21 protein-coding genes and 1 tRNA gene are annotated in these 19,504 nt (G+C 65.6%); 11 read left to right on the plus strand and 11 right to left on the minus strand.

The window, feature by feature from the left end; translation table 11 throughout:
- Window positions 1-12 precede the first annotated feature (12 nt).
- Window positions 13-486: a hypothetical protein gene (locus tag SOM13_RS05980; RefSeq protein WP_192061841.1), complete on the plus strand. Its 474-nt coding sequence runs from the start codon at window positions 13-15 to the stop codon at window positions 484-486.
- A gap of 1,638 nt (window positions 487-2,124) precedes the next feature.
- Window positions 2,125-2,547, plus strand: a complete 423-nt coding sequence (locus SOM13_RS05985) for a hypothetical protein (protein ID WP_320479126.1) — start codon at window positions 2,125-2,127, stop codon at window positions 2,545-2,547.
- Between the two features lie 421 nt (window positions 2,548-2,968).
- Here SOM13_RS05985 and SOM13_RS05990 read toward each other — a convergent pair whose 3' ends face one another.
- Window positions 2,969-3,763, minus strand: coding sequence for a hypothetical protein (locus SOM13_RS05990; RefSeq protein WP_320477709.1), 795 nt, complete (start codon window positions 3,761-3,763; stop codon window positions 2,969-2,971).
- Complete coding sequence (locus SOM13_RS05995; protein ID WP_320477708.1) at window positions 3,760-4,335, minus strand: sigma-70 family RNA polymerase sigma factor; 576 nt, start codon at window positions 4,333-4,335, stop codon at window positions 3,760-3,762. Before SOM13_RS05995 ends, SOM13_RS05990 begins: the two co-directional genes overlap by 4 nt.
- 220 nt (window positions 4,336-4,555) lie before the next feature.
- Here SOM13_RS05995 and SOM13_RS06000 point away from each other — a divergent pair, with 220 nt between their 5' ends.
- From SOM13_RS06000 to SOM13_RS06015, 4 genes are all read left to right on the plus strand, one after another.
- On the plus strand, window positions 4,556-5,032 hold the full coding sequence (locus SOM13_RS06000) for a hypothetical protein (protein WP_320477707.1): 477 nt from the start codon (window positions 4,556-4,558) through the stop codon (window positions 5,030-5,032).
- 460 nt (window positions 5,033-5,492) lie between these two features.
- Window positions 5,493-6,110, plus strand: a complete 618-nt coding sequence (locus SOM13_RS06005) for a hypothetical protein (protein ID WP_320477705.1) — start codon at window positions 5,493-5,495, stop codon at window positions 6,108-6,110.
- Window positions 6,111-6,206: 96 nt separating this feature from the next.
- On the plus strand, window positions 6,207-6,680 hold the full coding sequence (locus SOM13_RS06010; protein WP_341850026.1) for a DUF3515 family protein: 474 nt from the start codon (window positions 6,207-6,209) through the stop codon (window positions 6,678-6,680).
- A 175-nt stretch (window positions 6,681-6,855) separates the two neighbouring features.
- Window positions 6,856-7,770: an aminoglycoside phosphotransferase family protein gene (locus SOM13_RS06015; RefSeq protein WP_244637325.1), complete on the plus strand. Its 915-nt coding sequence runs from the start codon at window positions 6,856-6,858 to the stop codon at window positions 7,768-7,770.
- 103 nt (window positions 7,771-7,873) lie between these two features.
- On the opposite strand, the gene SOM13_RS06020 is transcribed toward SOM13_RS06015, so the two are convergent.
- Window positions 7,874-8,977 carry a hypothetical protein gene (locus SOM13_RS06020; RefSeq protein ID WP_192061775.1) on the minus strand — a complete coding sequence of 368 codons (1,104 nt, stop codon included), beginning with the start codon at window positions 8,975-8,977 and terminating at the stop codon, window positions 7,874-7,876.
- Between the two features lie 398 nt (window positions 8,978-9,375).
- The gene (locus SOM13_RS06025; RefSeq protein WP_320477702.1) at window positions 9,376-9,642 is read right to left on the minus strand and encodes a hypothetical protein; all 267 of its coding nucleotides are present in this window, start codon (window positions 9,640-9,642) and stop codon (window positions 9,376-9,378) included.
- 76 nt (window positions 9,643-9,718) lie between these two features.
- Here SOM13_RS06025 and SOM13_RS06030 point away from each other — a divergent pair, with 76 nt between their 5' ends.
- Window positions 9,719-10,063, plus strand: a complete 345-nt coding sequence (locus SOM13_RS06030; protein WP_192061774.1) for a hypothetical protein — start codon at window positions 9,719-9,721, stop codon at window positions 10,061-10,063.
- A gap of 40 nt (window positions 10,064-10,103) precedes the next feature.
- Here SOM13_RS06030 and SOM13_RS06035 read toward each other — a convergent pair whose 3' ends face one another.
- The 3 genes from SOM13_RS06035 to SOM13_RS15370 all read right to left on the minus strand — a co-directional run bounded on the left by SOM13_RS06035 (window position 10,104) and on the right by SOM13_RS15370 (window position 12,346).
- On the minus strand, window positions 10,104-10,673 hold the full coding sequence (locus SOM13_RS06035; RefSeq protein ID WP_192061773.1) for a recombinase family protein: 570 nt from the start codon (window positions 10,671-10,673) through the stop codon (window positions 10,104-10,106).
- Between the two features lie 511 nt (window positions 10,674-11,184).
- Window positions 11,185-11,775 carry a sigma-70 family RNA polymerase sigma factor gene (locus SOM13_RS06040; protein WP_320477701.1) on the minus strand — a complete coding sequence of 197 codons (591 nt, stop codon included), beginning with the start codon at window positions 11,773-11,775 and terminating at the stop codon, window positions 11,185-11,187.
- Window positions 11,776-12,019: 244 nt separating this feature from the next.
- Window positions 12,020-12,346, minus strand: coding sequence for a helix-turn-helix transcriptional regulator (locus SOM13_RS15370; protein WP_320477700.1), 327 nt, complete (start codon window positions 12,344-12,346; stop codon window positions 12,020-12,022).
- Window positions 12,347-13,037: 691 nt separating this feature from the next.
- On the opposite strand from SOM13_RS15370, the gene SOM13_RS06045 reads away from it, so the two are divergent.
- Window positions 13,038-13,631 carry a recombinase family protein gene (locus SOM13_RS06045; protein ID WP_243214021.1) on the plus strand — a complete coding sequence of 198 codons (594 nt, stop codon included), beginning with the start codon at window positions 13,038-13,040 and terminating at the stop codon, window positions 13,629-13,631.
- Between the two features lie 144 nt (window positions 13,632-13,775).
- Window positions 13,776-14,240 (plus strand): DUF805 domain-containing protein, encoded by a 465-nt coding sequence (locus SOM13_RS06050; protein ID WP_243214019.1) that lies wholly within the window; start codon window positions 13,776-13,778, stop codon window positions 14,238-14,240.
- Window positions 14,241-14,671: 431 nt separating this feature from the next.
- On the opposite strand, the gene SOM13_RS06055 is transcribed toward SOM13_RS06050, so the two are convergent.
- Window positions 14,672-14,762: transfer RNA gene (locus SOM13_RS06055), tRNA-Ser, on the minus strand.
- 121 nt (window positions 14,763-14,883) lie between these two features.
- Between SOM13_RS06055 and SOM13_RS06060 the strand changes: the two genes are divergently transcribed.
- The gene (locus tag SOM13_RS06060) at window positions 14,884-15,642 is read left to right on the plus strand and encodes an SGNH/GDSL hydrolase family protein (RefSeq protein ID WP_320477698.1); all 759 of its coding nucleotides are present in this window, start codon (window positions 14,884-14,886) and stop codon (window positions 15,640-15,642) included.
- Window positions 15,643-15,983: 341 nt separating this feature from the next.
- Window positions 15,984-17,348 carry a DNA repair protein RadA gene (radA, locus tag SOM13_RS06065; RefSeq protein WP_243214870.1) on the plus strand — a complete coding sequence of 455 codons (1,365 nt, stop codon included), beginning with the start codon at window positions 15,984-15,986 and terminating at the stop codon, window positions 17,346-17,348.
- 193 nt (window positions 17,349-17,541) lie between these two features.
- Here the strand turns inward: radA and SOM13_RS06070 are convergent, their stop codons facing one another.
- From SOM13_RS06070 to SOM13_RS06080, 3 genes are all read right to left on the minus strand, one after another.
- The gene (locus SOM13_RS06070) at window positions 17,542-18,045 is read right to left on the minus strand and encodes a dehydrogenase (protein WP_320477697.1); all 504 of its coding nucleotides are present in this window, start codon (window positions 18,043-18,045) and stop codon (window positions 17,542-17,544) included.
- A gap of 3 nt (window positions 18,046-18,048) precedes the next feature.
- Window positions 18,049-18,735, minus strand: a complete 687-nt coding sequence (locus tag SOM13_RS06075) for a hypothetical protein (protein WP_320477696.1) — start codon at window positions 18,733-18,735, stop codon at window positions 18,049-18,051.
- Window positions 18,736-18,869: 134 nt separating this feature from the next.
- Complete coding sequence (locus tag SOM13_RS06080) at window positions 18,870-19,403, minus strand: amino-acid N-acetyltransferase (RefSeq protein WP_243214859.1); 534 nt, start codon at window positions 19,401-19,403, stop codon at window positions 18,870-18,872.
- Between the last annotated feature and the right edge of the window lie 101 nt (window positions 19,404-19,504).

Here is a 19,504-nt window from a genome sequence, read left to right on the forward strand (position 1 = left end):
TCGACTTCCGTCGTGGCCGGGTTCATCGTCGCGGGGTGGCATTCGATCGGTCCCGAGCAGCCCGTGTTCGCGATCGTGGTCCAGTTTCTCCTCATGGCCTGGGCGGCTTTCACCGTCACGGAGCATTTCCCTCCTCTGCGAGGCAGATGGTGGAGGGTCTCGGAGCGGCAAGCGAGCTTCTTCCGGATGGCCGGTGTCGGTGCGTTCGGTCGCTTGCTCACCGTTGTTGGCTGGAACCGAGTCATCACTCGGGAGCGCAACTACCAGGTCACACGAGCAGGGATGCTGGCCCTCGAGCAACACACTCGTCGTTCAGAGGTCGCGCATCTGCTGTGTGCCGCTGCGGGGCTCGGCCTCGCGGTGGCTGCGCTCGTGGCCGGCACCTCCCCCGGTGCCGCCTGGTTGATGGTGTCGACGATCGTCTTGCAGCTGTACCCGGCCATGCTCCAACGATCCGTTCGGGCACGCCTTGGACGGGTTGTCTAGTCAGGTCCTCTCGGCCTCTCGCGTCACCTGTGACCCCGCGGGACTTGCAAGCTCGATCCGGACCGCTAGACGATGGCTGGCCGGACGTATCGGGGCCGGGGCGTGCCAGTGGGCGCCGTGGCTCTAGTGTCAGTCGCGGTGCTCTCACGAGGGGGGCCTATGACGAGGTAGATGACGTTGAGTGGTTCTAGGCGGTTCTTTGTGACGAGCGTGATCCTTCTCGCTGTCGGGTTCACTCTCTATGTCCTGTGCGACTACGCAGCCGCCACCTCTTCTGAGATTGGTGTCAACTTCGGCCTGGCCGCCGGGCTCGGGCTGGGTTTGATTGTTGGCGCCGTGGGACTCGTGTTCGGGGTTGTCGCCATGCTCAGCGGGTCGCAAAGGCGCCACCGGTAAAGCATCTGTTCGCCGTCCTTCGTTCCCGGGGAAAACGTCTAGAGGGCCCGTAGATGCGACTGAAGCTCGGTGGTGACCGCGACGAGGGGTCCCCGTCGTTGCTGTCGGGCTCGGTCGGGCTGAGCAACTCCACCCAGACTCGTAGCGGCTCTCAGTCCCGGCCAGGAAGGCTTTACCCGCCGGGGAAGCGAGGGCACCTCGGGTCCGCGTCTGGGCACCGCGACGGTCGCGCCTACTCCTGTCGTCGCCCCCAGCGAAGCAGAAGACCACAATGCCGTCGATGCACACCTTGCAGCTCTTCAAGACCTGGCCTCGATGAGGGGTCCGGGCCCCACGGCGACTGACGACTGACAGTCCGATAGGGAATCCGCTACTCAAACACTGCGGTCACCTCTCTGACCAGCTGATCGAAAGTGCGCTCGTAGACGAGGTGATGTTGATAGGTACGGACGAGGTACCGGCCCTCGTTGCTGCGCATGTGGAGAGAGACGTTGCTCTCACTTCCGCTTCCGCTCACACGCCAAGTCAGTCGCATCGGAAGCCTGGCCTGGCCCCGTCTGCTAGCGCCCCACATTCGATAAGCAAATCGCGAGCCCAGGTCCAGGGCACCTTCTGCGCTTGCCTCTCGTGGTGCCCGGCTTTTCTCGGCAAGCCACCCAGCCAGAACTTGGCTCGCTTCGTCGACGGTTTTGGGTGTAACGAGTTCAAGCGAACGAGCCTCGGCTAGATCAATCACTTGACCGTTCTACAGCGTCGTTTGTTCTGGCGTTGCTTGCCAGAGCGCGATTCGTGGCGGCCTCGAGCGCTAAATCTAGAACTTGGGGGCGCTTTAGCGCCCGATAGGGGATCGGCTAGCGGACCGCCTCGTCGCCTGGAGAGCCCAAGGTCCTAGCGGTGTTCGCGGTCGCGTCACCTGTCCTCCCTCGACCTGCACGGGCCTGCCGACGCTCTCTCGCCTCAGCATCCTGGCGCTTCTGGGTAAGACTCGTTCTGGCAGTCCCGAGGATGGCCATCCCGAGCAGGGCCAGCACGATGATGAGAGCCACTGGGACGATGACGATCGAGAGCACAGCGCCTCCGAGAAGTAGTGATGTCTGAAGTTAGCGAACTTCGACCGCGTGGTCGAGACCGAAGGGCGGGGTCCGATAGGGGATCCTTCGCCGCGACGGTTGCGACGTTAATTCTGGAGGCAAATAGTGGGCTGCCCTGGCGCTGGGTTCATTGCTCGGCCAGGATGAGGCCATGAACACGGGGAAGTGGGCACGGTTGGCGATAGTGCTTCTGGGGGCCGGGGCGCTAGCGGGCTGCTCCTTCGCTACAACGGATGACGTCTTTGCTGAGGAACAAATCAGTTCAGACGCGCTGCCCCAAGTTGAGAGTGTGGTGCTCGCGGATCTCGACCCGGAGTCGGCGCGGTACCTCGGTGAGGCTAAGGGCTCGCAATTCTGGGCGGCGCGGAACGCGGATGGTGAATTCTGCGTCCTCGCGAAGGTTGTCGCGGGCGGTGCCAACGAGATGATTTCTGGCTGCAGCCCAGGGGATGGCGACACGCTCACGATCTCGATGAACGGAGGGCCGTCAGCTTCTTGGTCGGCCGTAGAAAATCCGACCGTGCCGGACGGCAACACGCTGCTCCGCGCCCACCTCCTGGTGTCGCTCCGCTGACTACACAGTCTGCCAGTCGCCTCATGACGGAAGCACGGCTCGAACGGGCTGGCTTAGCGTTCGTATCGTCCCCTCCAGTGTGACCAACCTGTCCCGCTAGGGGATCTGCTACCGAGACACCGCTGCGGGCCGCCGTGCAACGGTCAGTACGCGGGAAGATGCAGGATGACTACTTCCGAGTGGCTCCGACTCGCTTACTTTCCATGTCTGCTCGTCGTGTTCGGCGTACTCGGTCACATTGGCCTGAAGTACAGCCAGGGAAAAGAGCTGCCACGACACAAGCAGTTTCGCTTGCTAGCGGTCGGAGCACTCGCCCTCGCCGTCGGAGTCGTTCTCTTCGCCACGAGCTGGCTCGTATAGCTTCCGTCGTGGCCGGTCGAGGATCGGCTATCGGGACACCATGTTTGCTACAGTCGCACGCTTATTCAGCGGGCGGCACCGGGGATGCGGTTTCCACCGAGTCGAGATCATCGATGAGGCCTTGATCCAGGGGCACGTCAGGCAGCGTCTCCGCTGGCGGTGTCGCGACTCCGATGACCGTGACGCCGTCAGTTCGGTAGATGTTGATCGGTCCAGTCATTTCCTCGCCGTAAGCGTCATCCCAAAGCGCCCAACCTTGCTCTCCACTGTCCGTGGCATATGGGACGAGGTCCGGGTGGCCGTTCCGGTTCTCGATGCCGTAGGTCTGACCTCGTGCGTTGACCTCCCACTTGGACGTGGCCGTGGAGGCGTATTGAAGTGCAGCTCGCCACTTCGTCTCTGGAGACGCATCGACTCTGAAGTCGGAGGAGCCCTTCGCTGGTAGCTGGCCGTCAATGACGTGCATCGTGCCGGTCGGGCTTTGAGAGCAGTGGATGGCGCTGGCTGTGCTCCCGTCTCCGGTGGGAACCTGCACTACGCCGCTGTCGGAGAGGCAAGTAATGTCGGCGATGACTGCGCCAGCGGTCGAAGGTGCTTGGCCGATGTCGACCACAGCAGGGCCGGTGTGCGTGGCGGTCGTCGTGTCGCCAAGGGCCGCGGTCACGGTCGATCCAGGCGCACCCGCGACGAAGAGCGCTGCCGCGGTGGTTGCAACGGCGATCGCGCCCGCCCCGAGCGCGGCCCGTGCCAGGCGTGTCCGCCGCTGCCTGCGCTGTAAGACGCTGTGCTTGGTTCCGATGGCGGCGAGCTCGGCCCGGATTGCGGCGGAGGTGTCGGGTCGCATGTCGATGTTCACGAGAGAACGCCTTCCTGTGCCGGGCTTGTCGAGGGGTTGAGATCATGCAGGTCGACGCGGAGGCGTTGCCGAATCCGGTGAAGCCGCACCCGAGCCGTCGACGGCTTGAGGCCCAGGGACTGTGCGGCCTGCCAGACGGGCACGTCCTCGAGACTCGTCAACACGAGCAGTGCGGCATCTCCCAAGGACAGTCCTCGCAGTGAGGCCCGCAGCCTGTCCGTCAATTCGATGTCCTCGAGATCCTTCTGCACCTGCTCATCCTGTCGCGGTAAACGGGCCAGCAAGGCCCGGTATCTCGCGGCTGCACGGCGATTGTTCCGCCCAAGGTTCACGGTCGTGACAAGTAGCCAGGGCAGGAGAGAGTCCGCGACAAGAGTGACGCTGCGTCGCTTCCGCCAGAGCTCGTAGAACACCGCTGCAGTGACGTCGTCCGCGTCGTGATGCTTGTCCACCAGAGTCAGTGCCCGCCGGTAGACACGAGCCCTGTGTCGATCGAAGAGTGCAGCGAAAGCCGCCCCCTCGTCGCGTTGAGCCCGGGCCCAGAGGGGGCCGTCGTCCTGATCGTTGTTCACACTCAAGAGTGTCCGGCCAGGGCCACCGTGTTTCAAAGCACCTGAACCGACCCGCGGCCGGCCCATAGCGGGATCGTCTATCGGACACTGACGCCCCCTTCCCCGAGCCGCTGATCGTGCTGCGTAGCTCGTCTCCTCAGGAGAGTCGGCGCACCTGGTCGGGGGGGGGATGCTCATGCCCGGGTGCAAGCCTTAGCCTCATGGGGAAGGGGGAGTCCTCATGAGCGTTGACGTTGAGCGTCCGGTACGCGCGCCGCGGTCGGATGCCCGTGTCTTGGTCGGGACAGGGGCAGCGGTCGGCGCGGGCTGTGCGCTGCTGCTACCCATCGTGTGGATCGTCGTGTGGGCTGCCTTCGCCGGACTCGACGGCGCCGGGATCGCGGGATGGGTCGTTATCGCGCTCGTCTACGCAGTTCCTGCTGCCGTGGTCTTCGCCCTCATCGGAGCGGTTGCCGGACTCGTCAGCGCGTCGCTATGGCGGCAGCGCCCCCGCTGGGGCAGATCGAGAAGCCAGACATTAGCGGTGTTGGCCACAGCAGCAGTTGTCGGCATCTCAGCAGGCCTGGCTCTGGGCCTCTTCTTCGGTGATCCCCTTTCGGGTGCCATCGTCGGACTCGTTGCCGCATCAGGTGCCGGCCTCACAGCGGCATTGAGCTTGCGCCGACTGGCACGACGAGAGGCGCCGCCCGTTCGGTAGCCGATCGGCTAACGGGCGCACCCGAGGCTCGGGCCCATCGAGCTACTGTGCAGTCATGTCCGCGAAGTCCTTCGGCACCCTATTGGTCTGCGTCGGCGCGTTCGTCCTGATCGGTGGCGGGGTGCTCCTTGTTACGTCTCCTGGGACCGACGACGTGTCTGGGTCTTCGACCGCTGCCTCATGGTTCATCATCGTCGCCGGAGCAGCGAACATCGCGTCCGGCTTGGCCATGCGGCGACAGGTCTGGCGGAAGAGGTAGTCCGACAGCGGCCACTCGCGGATCGGTCACCGAACGACCGCGCGCGTCAACCACTCCCCCGCAGTCACACGGGTCGGAACGTCTCGATAGACCAGTCCGGAAAGATCTCGATGAAGGATCTCCTACGGGGCGCAGGCGAGACCAGATCCACGAGCTCGCCAAGGCTGTTGCGCAGACCACGTGCGGATGGTGAAGTAACTCATGACGTTCTTCCCCGAAGTCACGCCTCCCGACGACGACGCGTCAGAGCACTACGTGGCTCCTGAGTGGGCTGCGCCCCCTATCGACTGGCTCCCGAGTCGCATCGGCATTTCGACGATCCTGGCGACGACCGACGACATCGCCGTCACAGTCACCGGGCTCTCGGTCCACGCCGCAGGCCTACAGATCGACGTCCAGTGGTTACTCCGCAACCATCACCAAAACCGCCGAGACTGGGCCACCCTCATGGACAGGTTCGGGGGCGGACGCTGGGGCAACGGGGCAGTCGACCCCGCTCGCAGCATCCGTTTCGGCGTCGTCCTCGACGACGGGACGAAAGTCGTCGCTGACGTCGGCGACGCATTCCACGACGATCCCGCCAAGGCTCCGACAGGACCCGTGTTGAACCTCACCGAACAGGGCGGGTCGGGCGACGACTCCTACTTCACGACCTCGGCTCGACTGTGGCTGTGGCCCGTCCCCCCGGACGGCCAGCTCGAACTCGTCATGAGCTGGCCCGAATTCGACGTCTCGGAGGCACGGCACACGTTCGATGCTCACGCCTACTCAGTCGCAGCTCGCCAAGCTCGACCCATCTGGAGCAACGAGGGCAACTAGCGCGCACCGGCCATCGATCCCCTATCGGGACGCATTCAACATCTAGAGCGCCAACACGCAAGGCCGAGGTACGGTCTCGCCATGAGAACCCTGCGCATGCGACTGCTCGTAGCTGCGACATCAGGAGCTCTCGCTGCGGTGTCGCTGGCAGGATGCGAAGCAACAGTCCCCATGGTCCCTGCCGCTGATGCCAACTCAGTGGAATGCGCGCAGGTCACCGTGCATCTTCCTGACTCCATCGGTGAAACCGAAACGCGACGCGAGACAGATGCCCAAGCCACTGGCGCCTGGGGAGAACCCACGACCGTCCTGCTTCGCTGCGGTGCCACAGAACCAGGTCCCACGGATCTGCCCTGTTACACGATCCAGGGGGTCGACTGGATTGTCGATTCCCCCGAAAACGACCCCCAGAGCGCCATCTTGACCACCTATGGCCGCTCTCCCGCCGTGGAGGTCATCTTCAGCACAACAAAGCTGACCGGAGCAAACGTCATGGAAGACCTCGCAGACGCTGTCGGGTACCTCCCAACAAATGGGCGAGCGTGCACGAGCACCGAAGATTTGCCCTAGTGACGGGACGTAGCGATCAGCGATCGGCTATCGAGACAGGTCCACCCCCAACCTGACTGACTTGCGGCGGTCTCGTCGTCCGTCCCGGACCGCGAAAGGAGCTTTGCTCCTGGCAGTCGTGACGATTGCGGTGCTCGCGCTGTGGTTGCGGCGGTGTGCTCGTAAACTGCTGTCCATGTGGCCAACGAAGGAGGCATGGCGGAGCACCGTTCCCGACCTATTGGCCCGCTCTGTGGCCCGTTGGGGCCTGACGCTCGGACGCGTGCACCCCGGCGGGAGTGCGTCATACGTCGTCTCCGTGCGGACCGCCGCCGGCCGCGACGCAGTTCTCAAGCTTTCATTCCCGCACCGCGAGGCGCGCGACGAGGCCGCGGCGCTTCGATGGTGGGACGGCTCAGGGTCGGTCCGGCTGCTCCAAGCGGACCTCAACGATCCGTTCGTGCTCTTGCTCGAACGATGCGATCCAGGCGTACGACTAGCCGACCGGCACGATCTGTCGCCGGAACGCCGGCTGTCGATTGCCGCGGATCTACTCACCCGGTTGTGGTCCCGCACAGCCTCAAACGATTCCGACACGACTACAGCGCCCGCCCCGACCACACGATTCGAGCGTGTGGCCGACGTCGCCGCCGAGTGGGCCGACCTCGTCGAGGAGCGAATGCGCACGTTCCGGCCAGATCTCGACCACGTCGCGGTCGCGCGAGGAAACGCGCTGCTTCGGGAGCTCCCTGTAACGGCCCCGCGGACAGTGGTCGTGCACGGCGACTACAACCCCGGCAACCTCCTCACCGCGACGCGAGAGCCGTGGCTCGTCATTGATCCGAAACCTATGGTCGGCGACCCGTCTTACGACTTGTGCCCGTTGCTCATGCAGATCGACGACCCCTTCTCGCTCCCGGACACCGAAGGGCATCTGCGGAATCGAATTTCTCTGCTTGCAGACCTGACCGGGGAGTCGCCGGTCCGCATCGCAGCCTGGTGCGTGGCACGCCTGGTCGAATCGTCGCTCTGGTACACCAGCCGGTCCGAACTAACGCAAGCGCGCGACAACATCGAACGTGCGAAGTTGCTCGATGCACTCGCCATCTGATTCGACCGCTCACCCACGGAAGGTGCCGCGAACCGCGCATTCTGCATCGGTCAGGAGACCGTCTCAGTAGCCGATCCCCTAACGGGACATGCGACCCATGCGTTCAGTGCTGGATGCGTCTCCATCCGCTGACGTTGTCATCGTCGTCGAACCGCCACTCCTCGGTGTCACCATCGATCGCAACGTCATCGGTGAGCCAGAAGGTTTCGTCGGGTGACCACCCCGCCAGCACGATCGCACCGCCTGGGACCTCGACCACCTCACCGGCCGCAGCGAGGTAGCCCTGGACTGAGACGTGGATGCCATCGAAATCACGCGCAACCTCTCGGTAGTCGGGGATGAACCACTGCTCATCACGGCCCGTCGATCCCCACCAGGTGCCGCGGCGCGCCCACCGGGCATCCCGCGGATAGCGCGCCACGAGGGCAGCCCAGTCCTCGATGCTGTGGATCTCGACCACACGTAGATGTCGAGACATGGTCAGCCTTTGCAGGAGCGCTTCGCCGTCTCCGAAACTGTCCTCGACGAGCATGAGGCTCACAGCCCCGAGGTCACCGATGCGACGGGTCGACGAGGGCGGTCGCGCCCATTCACCCTGAGCTTGTCCATATGTGTGCGGCGTCGACCACCAGGAACCATTGATCGTGCGTGACGCGCGATCTCTCGGCCTCTTCAGGTCGACGTTCTCCCTGTCGTGATTCACGGACCATTCATCAAGGACCCGGGTCATCGGGCCCGGGCTGCTGTTCGGGACGACCCGACCCTCTCTGAGAGGAGTCGTGACCCACTGATTGGTCATATCGACATCACTGGCCCACCACGCCGTGCCCGGTGCGGCCGAGATCGCCGCCGCCACAGGCACCAAGGCCTCGCGGACCGAGGCATCCGCGGTCAGGGCATCGCTGACGTAGGGCGCCTGCCATGGCATAGCCGCGTCGACTGTGGCCGTCAGCGCACGGAAGAACAGGAGCGGGTCGCTCCACGACCGGACATCGTCGAGACGAAGCGTCTCGAGAGCTCGGACCAATCGCTTGAGATCCCGAGGAGGGATCGAGAACGTGCCGGGCAAGGCGAATGCGTCAGCAACCTCGAGTGCAATCTCCCCGACGGCCCCCGACACCTCGTCGCTAATGCCCCCCGCGACCGCCATGCACACGCCGCGAAAACGCGCTCCATCGAGGAGAACCGGGAGCGACAAACGAGGCATAGCAGAAGTGTCCCACTGCCCTACACAGTGACCGCCCCATGACCGATCGTCTAACGGGCACCACCCACACGACGGAGGTGTCACAATGCGCACGTGCAATCTCACGCAGCCCGCAGACGCCGTCGCTTAGCTATCGCTCTTGTCGTCGCCGGCCTAGTGATGCTCCTTGCCCCAGTTCTTGCTGGCGCGATCGCGCCGGACATTGCGTGGGTGGCTTGGGTCGCCCGCTCCCTTCCCGCCGCCCTTGCGGTTGCAGGCATCATGGTCTGGTACCGGGCAGACAAGGTCTTCGACCGCGGTTTCGAGCCAGAAGGGCCGTCAGACGACGAGTCTCACGATGCGTGAGCGTTAATCGATCGTCTAGCGGGCACTCAATTCCAGCCGGCTGTCCAACGCGTCTAGTCGAGAAGTACGACGAAGTCCGGGCCAAGCTCAGCTTGGAGGTCTCGAACGAGCCGAACCGCCCACTGTCGATGGCGGGGAGACTGACGCATCTCGTGCGCATACCACCACTCGGTCCAGTCGTAGAGCTGCTGCGTCAGCCGTGCAGAAAGGCCGTACTCCTCTGGCGAATAAGTCGTTCGCGCCTCATCGTTGAGCAGAATATTCTCGCGTAGCGGCCACGACAGCCCCTCGAAGAGAACAAGGGACACCTCTCTTTGCATGCCGACCAGTGTGCCGGACGCCGATCGACTATCAGGCACGATGTCTTGCCTGACGCCGGTGTGCGATCCTGCTGCTATGAACACGAAGGAGGCGATCGCGTCCACTCGCCGCGACCGAGTTCTGCAGTTTGTTGGCTGGCTCGCTGTTCTGTGCTCATGTCTGAGCTTGGCTGCCGGCATCTTCCTTGGATGGTGGGTGAAAGGGATCGCCGCCATCCCCGTGTCCGCAGTCCAGGAAGCTGGCGGCTACGTCCTCTTCTTCGGGGTGCCGCTGAGCATTGTCGCTGCGCTCCTTCTGGCTACGATCGCCGGGATCCGCGGCGGAACGGGGCGCCGACTCGGCCTCATTGCAGGAGTACTCGTAGTACTGAGTGCCCCGGCATTTGCCCTGGTCGCCAACATCGTGCCCCTGCGGAACTAGGTACTGGGAACTAATCACAGATGCCTCAGCCGGGACTCGATCACGTTTCGGCCGCGCGCTGGATCGCTCTGTAAACCGTCGAGCGGGCGACGCCGAAAAGTTCGGCGATCTCGCTGGTGGTGTGGGCGCCCGTGCGGTGCAGCTGCACGAGGTGCTTCTCCTGCGAGGGGGTGAGCTTGGGCTTGCGGCCGCGGAGCTTGCCGGCGGCCTTGGCGATCGCCATGCCCTCCCGGGTCCGGGCACGGATGAGGTCGGCCTCGAACTCGGCCACCATGCCGAGCACGTTGAACAGGAGCCGGCCCACTGGATCGGTGGGGTCATAGACCGCTCCCCCGAGGTTCAGCGCGACCCCCCTCTTCGTCAGCTCGTCCGCTATGTCCGTCGCGTCCCGCAGTGAGCGGGCGAGACGGTCGAGCTTGGTGACGACGAGGACGTCTCCGGCACGGCATGCCGCCAGTGCCTCTCGCAGGCCCGGCCGGGCTCGAGTTGTGCCCGACAAACCATGGTCAACGTGCACGTGTGGATCGTCGACACCGAGTGCTGCAAGACCATCCCGCTGTGCTGCGAGATCTTGTCCAGACGTCGAGACGCGGGCGTATCCGATGAGCATCCGACGACTGTAGCGTTTAGACCCCCTTCACCGGGCATTTTTGCGGGACAGGCATACGCGAATTCGCAGGCCAAGCCCCTCTTGACTTCAGCCGGTCGCGACAGGCCCGCAAAGGTGTCCCGATGAACGACCGGCTAGGGGTCAGTTCGTGGTCATCCCGTTCGTCTCATGCATGAGCGACCTGATCATGGTGCGTCTTTCGGGTGACCTTGTTGCTGCCGGGTCCACTAGTCAGGCCTTGGGGGCTGGGCCTTCCCGAGTCCTGAACCGTCTCGAGGTATGTCGATCCTAGGAACATTCCTCACGAAAGAAGAGCGCTTCTCGACTGGGCTGTCCGTGAACGTCCACACGCCCCCGCTCGGGCGGGCGCGTGTGCGGGCTGCCGGTCGTCTGCGGATCAGGAGCAGACGATCGGGGCCGTGCCCGGGGTACCACCACAGGGCACGCTCAGAATAGGACCACAGCGCCTAATCTGCTAGGCGCCCGCAAGAGTTCGTCGCATGTGCGGGCGTTAGCTCCACGCGGGGCGGGGTTCGACGACGAGCTTCCTGAGCGCGATCAGGGCGTCTCGGATGCGGGTCTTCATCGTCCCGATCGGGACACCAGCTTTCACTGCTGCTTCGGATTGGGTGTACCCGCCGAAGTACGTCAGTTCGAGGGCTTCGCGGTGGGCGGGGGTGAGGGCTTTCATGCTGGTTGCGACACGCTGGTGCTCGATCAGGATCTCTGCCGTCTCGGCAACGTCGTCGCGGGTCGCTTCGAGGTCTCGGATGCCGACTGCCACGTCACGGTCGCGGGCGGCTTGGGATGACCGGACACGGTCGATGGCGCGGCGCCTGGCCCTGACGAGCAGCCACGCCGTAGCCGTGCCCTTCAAAGGGTCGAAGTGGGCGGCCTCTTTCCATGCCTGGAGAAATACTTCCTGGGTCACTTCTTCGGACTGGGCCGGATCGATCAAGATCCGTCGCACAAGCCCCAGAACTCGTGAGGATGTTCTGTCGTACAGGGCCGTGAACGCCCGATCGTTGCCCTCAACGGAGAGGCTCAGGAGGTCTTCGTTTGATCGCTCGACGTCGGCCGGTAGAGCGGGCGCAAGTGTCATGAGGTGTCCATTCGAAAGCGGTGCACGGCGACGTGTTCCCCAGACACAGATGCCACTGTATGCGCGCGCATATTTTGTGGTGACCCCAGTTCGGGCATGCTGCGGAAACAGGGCATACGAATCCCCCAGGACAGGCCAAGCCTGGCCTGTCCTGGCCAGGCCAGGCCAGGCCACGCCAAGCCAGTCCAGTCCAGTCCAGTCCAGTCCAGTCCAGTCCAGTCCAGCCCAGTCGACGCTTGATGGGTCAGCGTCGGAGGGTGTCGCTGGGGTGTTCGCCGTACTTCTCGGCATACGCCCCCGCGAACCGGCTCAGGTGGGTGAACCCCCACCTGCGGGCCACTTCCGCGACGGTGTTGACGTCAGCGTCGAGGTTCAGGAGCTCGGCACGAACGTGCTCGAGGCGGGCGGTGCGGATGAGGTCGGTCGGTGTCGTTCCGAGCTGCCGACTGAAGGCCTGCTGGAGTCCTCGCGGACTGAGGTTCGCGGCCTTGGCGACGTCGGTGGCGGTGATAGGCAGATGGACACTGGCGTGGATGTACTCGACCGCTCGCCGTGCGAAGCACGCAACCACCGACGTGGCCGGCGAGCAGCACCCGCACCCCCACGTAAGTCAGGCCCCTACTCAAATCGAGTAGGGGGCCCTGACTTACGTCCACTAGTCCACCCCCTACCGAACACCCCAGGTGCCTTCGCGACCAATGAGTTTTTGGCACCACTGGCATCCGCTCGACTAGCGCTACCCCGTTGCCACTCTCGCAAACCAGAGACACAACATCCGAGCAACGAAGGAAGAAGCAGTCAACGTTATTCCGACGCCCTCGCATTTCAGGGTGACCACGGTCAGGGTCCTCTGGGGCTCACATGTCCATGACGCTCCGGTCGACACGTCCAAATGATCTGCGCGCCCGTAGCTGTCTTCTGGAACATGAACTCGGACGAACGAACCGAAATCGCATGCCTCGTATGACTGCCCCTCATGCACCCACTTGAGGCAGTTCATCATCTCCATACCCGGAACTCAGGGGCTACATGATTCGGGAACAAGTAAGTCCCACCTAGCGACAGACAGCAACGCCGATCCAATCAAGCTTCGCCGAGAGACTCTCACAACCTTACGGTTGTAAGACGTCTCGTCAACCCCAAGCAGCGAGCCAGCCAAAGCCCACAATTCCAGGACACGGCGAGTCTCATAACCATGTATCGCAACCGTGGTGAAGAATCGGTGTCATGAAGATTGGTTGCGAGACAGACGCGGTGCCTCGATGAGGTTGATCGGGTACGCGCGGGTCTCGACCCGTCAGCAAGACACTGATCGGCAAGAACAGGATCTGCTCACGGCAGGCGTCCGGCGAGATGACCTGTACGTCGACCAGGGCGTGTCCGGTGCGCGCGCATCACGACCCGCGTTCGACCGAGCCCTTGCCGCTCTCCACGAAGGAGACACACTCGTCGTGACGACCCTCGACCGCCTAGGCCGCTCCACTATTGACATGCTCGGGTTCGCAGCACAGCTCCGAGACCGCGGCGCCGGCCTCCGCGTCCTCAACCTCGGCGGTGGCGACGTCGACACATCCACCCCCATGGGATCGATGGTGTTCTCCGTCATGGCAGCGCTCGCCCAGATGGAGCTCGAGATCAAACGAGAACGCGTCCGCGACTCCGTCTCGAAGAGACGCCAGACAGGCAGCGACCTCGGCGGACGACGTCCCGTGTTCACCGACAGCCAGATCCGATCAGCAATCAGGCTTCTCGACGCCGGCCACCCGCCATCGCAGGTTGCCCGAGATTTCGGCATGTCCCGTGCAACTCTCTACCGGCGCATCGCCACACTGGACGCACAAGCGAAGCACTCGTAAGCCTGTTCTCGTGCGGTAGTTAGAGTCTGCGAGACTGCTAGCCGGGATGGCCAGGACGCCACTAATTGTCGGCAGCGTTGCCGAGCTCAATTTCAAGCACCTCTAGACCCTCCCTGACCCTGTTGGACTGGACGGAGCAATGACGTGAGCTTGCCTGACCCCATCGGCTACGGAATGCACGAACAAGACGCCCTCGGCATGATCCCGCTTCGTTTGCCGCACTACGGAGCCTCGCTCCCCGTCGCGATGAGCCGGTTCTTCCGCAAATACGCCACGTTCTCCGGCCGTGCCGGCCGAGCCGAATTCTGGTGGTGGGGGCTCATCAACGTGGCCTTCAGCCTCGCCATGGGCCTACTCGGCGCCGCCCTGACCGGTGACGCCACCTACATCTACAACCAACCCGTCACTTGGGACGCACCCAACGTCCTGACAACGCTTTTCGGTCTCGCGACCTTGGTCCCGTCCCTCGCCGTGACCTGGCGCCGACTCCATGACGCCGACCTCAGCGGAGGCTGGTTCTTCCTGGCCCTCATCCCCATCCTTGGATGGGCCGCGCTGATCGTCATGCTCGCGCTCCCAAGCCGAGCCTCAGGCATCCGGTTCGACTAGACCAACTACCTCGAACACCCCTAGCAATCACACGGGGACGGCCGCGCAACCACCGCCCGGTCAACGACGGCCTATCGGACAGGTCATCCTGTCGTCGAAAGTGGCCGGGCCTGGGCGATGCGAAGCGGCTTAAAGTCGAACGCTAGTACTTACGATGGTCGAGCCTGCTGTCTCTGAGGCGCAAACATCCGGAAAGAGCCCTCCAGCGTCGAAGGGTTCTCCATGACGGAGTGAGGGCTAGCGGGACTTGTCACCATCCGCACGCATCAAACGCTCGAGCCATAGACCGGGACCATGTCGTTCTGACGAAACACGCTCATCTGATGCTTCGAGACGCGTCCGCAAGGCGGCTCTTCTCGCAGACTGCACCATGAGTGCGCCACGGACCGCCCAGGAAAATAGAAAACCCCTGGATGACCAGGGGTTTTCTGTGGCGGTACCGGTGGGATTTGAACCCACGGTGGAGTCAACCCCCACACATGTTTTCGAGACATGATCCTTCGGCCGCTCGGACACGGTACCGAGAGCGAGTGTAATACACGACGGGGGCTGTGTCGAAACGACGACCCGCGCCTCCTCGGCTCCTGCGCGCCTCCATAGGCATCGCAGCCGTGATGTCAGTGGTCGGGCGTAGGTTTCGAACATGACGCAGCGCACCTCCCTCGCCTTCCTGTCGGGCGTCGGCACCACCCTGGCCGCGGCCGGCGGGGCCTTCGCCCTGTACCGCCACTTCGCCGGTCAGCAACGCGCCGCCGCCCACGACCTGAACGAGAAACTCCCGGTCCACTCGGCCTGGTGGCGCTCGCGCTACGACAAGAAGGGCGCCCTGCTCTACGTCGCCCTCGGCGACTCGGCCGCTCAGGGCATCGGCGCCTCGAGCCCCGCCCGCAGCTACGTCGGTCGCCTGTCGGCAGGCATCCGCCGCGCCACCCACTCGTCACTGCGCATGGTCAACCTCAGCGTCAGCGGCTCGACCACCTGGCTCTGCCGCAAAGACCAGCTGCCGAAGCTCGCCGACTACGACCCCGACATCGTCACCGTCGCCATCGGCGCCAACGACATCATCGACTTCAAGGCCGAGTCGTTCGAGAAGAACATCCGCGCCATCTACAGCGCCCTGCCGAGCCACGCCATCGTCGCCGACCTGCCGACCATGTGGCTGCCCGACCGCGAGAAGAAGGTCGCCGAAGCCAACGCCATCGTCCACCGGGTCGCCGGCGAACTCGGCCTCACCGTCGCACCGCTCTACGAGACCACGCGCCGACAAGGGCTGCTCCGCACCTTCCGCAACTCCGCCGGCGACCTGTTCCACCCCAACGACCTCGGCTACCGCGTCTGGGCCTCCGCCTTCGAACCCGCCATCGCCGACCGCCTCGCGCAGATCGCCGCCGAGCGCGCCTGAGCCGGGCCTGCGCTGCGCGGCCTGGCCCAGCCCGGCCCAGCGCTGCGGCCCGACCCGGGCTGACTTGGCGCGGCCCAACGCGGCGGCCCGACCCGGCCTGACCCGGCGCGGCGGCCCGTCCCAGCCCGACCCAGCGCAGCGGGCCGTCCCGGCCCGGCCTGCCCCAGCGCTGGGGCCCGACCCGGCCTGACCCCGGCGCGGCTCCGGCCTGGAACCCCTGTGTGAGCAAAGCACCCCCGCGCGACGGGGTTCGATGCTCACGCGGGGGGTTCGTCGTCGGCTCTCCACAGCCCCACCGCGGAGGCACGGCGAGTGTCGGTGGCCACACCTAGGCTGTCCGCATGGCACGCCCCGCATCCCCACCCTTCCGCTGCACCGAGTGCGGGTGGACATCGCTCAAGTGGGTCGGCCGCTGCGGCGAATGCCAGCGCTGGGGCACCGTCGTCGACGTCACCACCACCCTCGCCAGCGCCCGCGGCACCGCTGCCATCAAGGTCGGCGCCGACCGCGCCGCCCGCCCCATCACCGAGATCGAAGCCACCAGCGTCGCCTCCTGGCCCAGCGGCATCGACGAATTCGACCGCGTGCTCGGCGGCGGCATCGTCCCCGGCGCCGCCATCCTCCTCAGCGGCGAACCCGGCGTCGGCAAATCGACGCTCCTGCTCGAGGTCGCCTCCCGCGCCGCAGCCACCGGCGCCCGCGTGCTCTACGTCACCGCCGAAGAGAGCGCCTCGCAGGTCCGACTCCGCGCCGAACGCACCAACGCCCTGCACCCCAACCTCTACCTCGCCGCCGAAGTCGACCTCGCCGTCATCCTCGGCCAGATCGAGCAGGTCGACCCGCAGCTCGTCATCGTCGACTCCGTGCAGACCGTCTCGTCGTCCACCCTCGACGGCATCGCCGGCGGCACCTCGCAGGTGCGCGAAGTCGCCTCGACCCTCATCCGCGTCAGCAAAGACCGCAACCTGCCCGTGCTGCTGGTGGGGCACGTGACGAAAGACGGCACGATCGCCGGCCCGCGCCTCCTCGAGCACCTCGTCGACGTCGTCTGCCAGTTCGAAGGCGACCGCCAGACGTCGCTCCGCTTCATCCGCGCCCACAAGAACCGGTTCGGCCCCACCGACGAGGTCGGCTGCTTCGAGATGACCGGCGACGGCATCGCCGAGGTCGCCGACCCCAGCGGGCTCTTCATGTCACGCACCGGCGCCCCCGTCAGCGGCACCTGCATCACCGTCGCCATGGAGGGCCGCCGCGCCCTACCCGTCGAGGTCCAGGCGCTCATCGTCGCCAGCTCGGCACCGCAACCACGCCGCGTCGTCAACGGCGTCGACTCGTCACGCGTCGCCATGCTGCTCGCCGTGCTCGAACGCCGCGCCGGCATCCGCCTCGGCGACGCCGACGTCTACGTCTCCACCGTCGGCGGCATCAAGCTCACCGAACCCGGCGCAGACCTCGCCATCGCCCTGGCGCTCGCGAGCGCCAGCCGCGACGTGTCGTTCCCGCACACCATGGCCGCCATCGGCGAGATCAGCCTCGCCGGCGAGATCCGACCCGCGTCATCCGCCACCCAACGCAGCTCCGAAGCCCGCCGCCTCGGCTTCACGCACCTCGTCGACTCCGACGCCACCCACCTCCGCGAGGCACTCCGCCGCGCCTTCAGCATCGGCAGCAGCCCGCGCGAACGCGAGCTCGACGCCGCATTCTGACGGCATGACCCCGCCGGGCCGATCGCCGCCTCGGGCGGCGACCCGCGCCTCCTGCGCTCCGCCCGGTGTGCAGCGGCGCCGACCAGGGACGTCGGGCAGCGACGCCGGGTAGCGACGCCGGCCAGCAAAATCGAGGCATCGACCCGCGCCTCCTTCGTTCCCTCGCACGCGAGGCGAGGCAGAGCCGGGTCGACTAGTGCAGAGCCTTCAGCAGGTCCTCCGGCGTGGCCGCCATCGTGTGCGGCCCCGCGATATCGAAGAACACCTGCTCGAGCACATCGAGGTGAACCTCGAGGAAGGCCCGCAGTGCCGACGCGTCGTACAGCATCACCTGACGGTTCGTGTCGTTCGGCACCATCGCCGCGTACGCGTCAGCCGACGAGAACAGCAGCAGGATCCGCTTGTCGGTGTTCTCACGCCCGAAGACGCGCACCTGCTCGGCCGCACCGAACGCCACACCATCGGCGTCAGCACCGTCAGCACCGTCGGCGCCGTCGGCGCCGTCAGCAACGTCAGCACCCTCGGCGCCGGCACCACCGGCACCACCGGTACCCCCGGCGGCACCGACCGACACATCGGCCACGAGCTTCGGCACCACGACCACGTCATGGCGCAGGGCGAACGCGACGGCGGCGACGTCCTGGCTGGCCAGGGCCAGCTCGAGCGCCTCGGAACGGGGGTCAGCAGCTTCGGTCATCGCTCAGTTCAAGATCATCGGGGCGGGGTCGGCAGACGTGATGTCACCGACGAAGACGGAGAGTCGATAGGTCGCGCCATCGGCCGGCACCGGGCTGCGCGACTCGCTGTCGCAGGTGTCGGGCGACGACCGCGTGCGGTCCCAGGCGATCGCCGGGGTCTCGAGCGTCTGCCCGGCCGTCAGCGTCACATCCTGATCGGTGCCGTTCACCTGGCAGTCCTTCGACGACCAGTACTGCTCCTCACCACTCGAGACGACCAGACGCTGCTGATTCGACCCTAGGTTGATGACGCAGTCGGCATCGCCCGTGTTCGTGATCGACATCGCCATCTGCGGCAGCTCGGTGGCCGCGTACGACTCCTTGTCGAGGATCGCCGCCAGAGCGATGTCCGTGGGCTCGCACGCCGTGCCGTCTGTCGCAGCCGTGGGGTCGACGCTGGGCTCGGGCGTCGCGTCGGCTGCCGGAGCCGTCTCGGCGGGTGCCGTGTCGGCGGCGTCGTCGGCCGAGCCGTCGGCGGCAGGGGCGCTCGACGTCGCCGCCGCACCCGGCTCGCTCGCACCCGACCCGGGTCGCACGACGATCAGCACGATGATGACGATCACCGCGATCAGCCCGAGGGCCACCACGGCACGTCGACGCCAGTACACCGAGGGCGGCTGCGGCCCGGTCGGATTCTTGAACGTCGACATGCGCACAAGCTAACCGCAGGTCAGCCCGCGAACCCGGCACCCCGGCGGCGTGTGGGCTGAGAATCGCCCCAGCAGCAGCCGAGGAGGCGCGGTGCCGGCCCCGAGGCAGCCGCACGAGCGCGCGACCCACCCGGTCAGTCGAGCGCGGGCAGCGCCTTCAGCATGCGCGAGTTGCCGAGCGTGTTCGGCTTGACCCGCGCCAGGTCGAGGAACTCCGCCACGCCCTCGTCGGTCGACCGCACCAGCTCGCCGTACACCTCGGGCGGCACGAGCCCCTCGTCGCCCACGTTGAGGTACCCGTGCTTCTCGAAGAAGTCGACCTCGAACGTCAGGCAGAACAGGCGCCCGATCTCGAGTCGGCGCGCGGCGCCTTCGAGGGCCTCGAGGAGGCGGTGGCCGACACCCCGACGGATCCATGCGGCATCGAGAGCGAGCGTCCGCACCTCGGCCAGATCGTCCCACATGACGTGCAGCGCTCCGCAGCCGATGGGGGTGCCGTCGGGCCCGACGGCGATCTGGAACTCCTGCACGTCGCCGTACAGCGTCACGAGGTCCTTGCCGAGCAGGATGCGCTTCTGCACGAAGGGCTCGCAGAGCCGCTGGATGTGCGGGACGTCGCTGACGACGGCATCGCGGACGGTGATGCCGAACTGGTCCGCTGTGGTCATCGGGCCAGCCTACTCAGGCCGACCCGCGCCTCCTCGGCTGCGGACACGCCGAAGGGCGGCCCGGCCGGAGCCGGACCGCCCTCGCGGTGAATCGGATGGAC

Origin of the sequence: Frigoribacterium sp. CFBP9030 (assembly GCF_034045195.1) — a bacterium.
Classification (GTDB): Bacteria; Actinomycetota; Actinomycetes; order Actinomycetales; family Microbacteriaceae; genus Frigoribacterium.

Coding starts and splice junctions, on each gene's coding strand:
- SOM13_RS06040 (WP_320477701.1), bottom strand. CDS start 11,775: ATGACACTTGCGCCCGCTCTACCGGCCGACGTCGAGCGATCAAACGAA.
- SOM13_RS06060 (WP_320477698.1), top strand. CDS start 14,884: ATGACGCAGCGCACCTCCCTCGCCTTCCTGTCGGGCGTCGGCACCACC.
- SOM13_RS06045 (WP_243214021.1), top strand. CDS start 13,038: ATGAGGTTGATCGGGTACGCGCGGGTCTCGACCCGTCAGCAAGACACT.
- radA (WP_243214870.1), top strand. CDS start 15,984: ATGGCACGCCCCGCATCCCCACCCTTCCGCTGCACCGAGTGCGGGTGG.
- SOM13_RS06025 (WP_320477702.1), bottom strand. CDS start 9,642: ATGCAAAGAGAGGTGTCCCTTGTTCTCTTCGAGGGGCTGTCGTGGCCG.
- SOM13_RS06000 (WP_320477707.1), top strand. CDS start 4,556: ATGAGCGTTGACGTTGAGCGTCCGGTACGCGCGCCGCGGTCGGATGCC.
- SOM13_RS06070 (WP_320477697.1), bottom strand. CDS start 18,045: ATGACCGAAGCTGCTGACCCCCGTTCCGAGGCGCTCGAGCTGGCCCTG.
- SOM13_RS06020 (WP_192061775.1), bottom strand. CDS start 8,977: ATGCCTCGTTTGTCGCTCCCGGTTCTCCTCGATGGAGCGCGTTTTCGC.
- SOM13_RS05985 (WP_320479126.1), top strand. CDS start 2,125: ATGAACACGGGGAAGTGGGCACGGTTGGCGATAGTGCTTCTGGGGGCC.
- SOM13_RS06075 (WP_320477696.1), bottom strand. CDS start 18,735: ATGTCGACGTTCAAGAATCCGACCGGGCCGCAGCCGCCCTCGGTGTAC.
- SOM13_RS06010 (WP_341850026.1), top strand. CDS start 6,207: ATGCGACTGCTCGTAGCTGCGACATCAGGAGCTCTCGCTGCGGTGTCG.
- SOM13_RS06030 (WP_192061774.1), top strand. CDS start 9,719: ATGAACACGAAGGAGGCGATCGCGTCCACTCGCCGCGACCGAGTTCTG.
- SOM13_RS06080 (WP_243214859.1), bottom strand. CDS start 19,403: ATGACCACAGCGGACCAGTTCGGCATCACCGTCCGCGATGCCGTCGTC.
- SOM13_RS06005 (WP_320477705.1), top strand. CDS start 5,493: ATGACGTTCTTCCCCGAAGTCACGCCTCCCGACGACGACGCGTCAGAG.
- SOM13_RS06035 (WP_192061773.1), bottom strand. CDS start 10,673: ATGCTCATCGGATACGCCCGCGTCTCGACGTCTGGACAAGATCTCGCA.
- SOM13_RS06015 (WP_244637325.1), top strand. CDS start 6,856: ATGTGGCCAACGAAGGAGGCATGGCGGAGCACCGTTCCCGACCTATTG.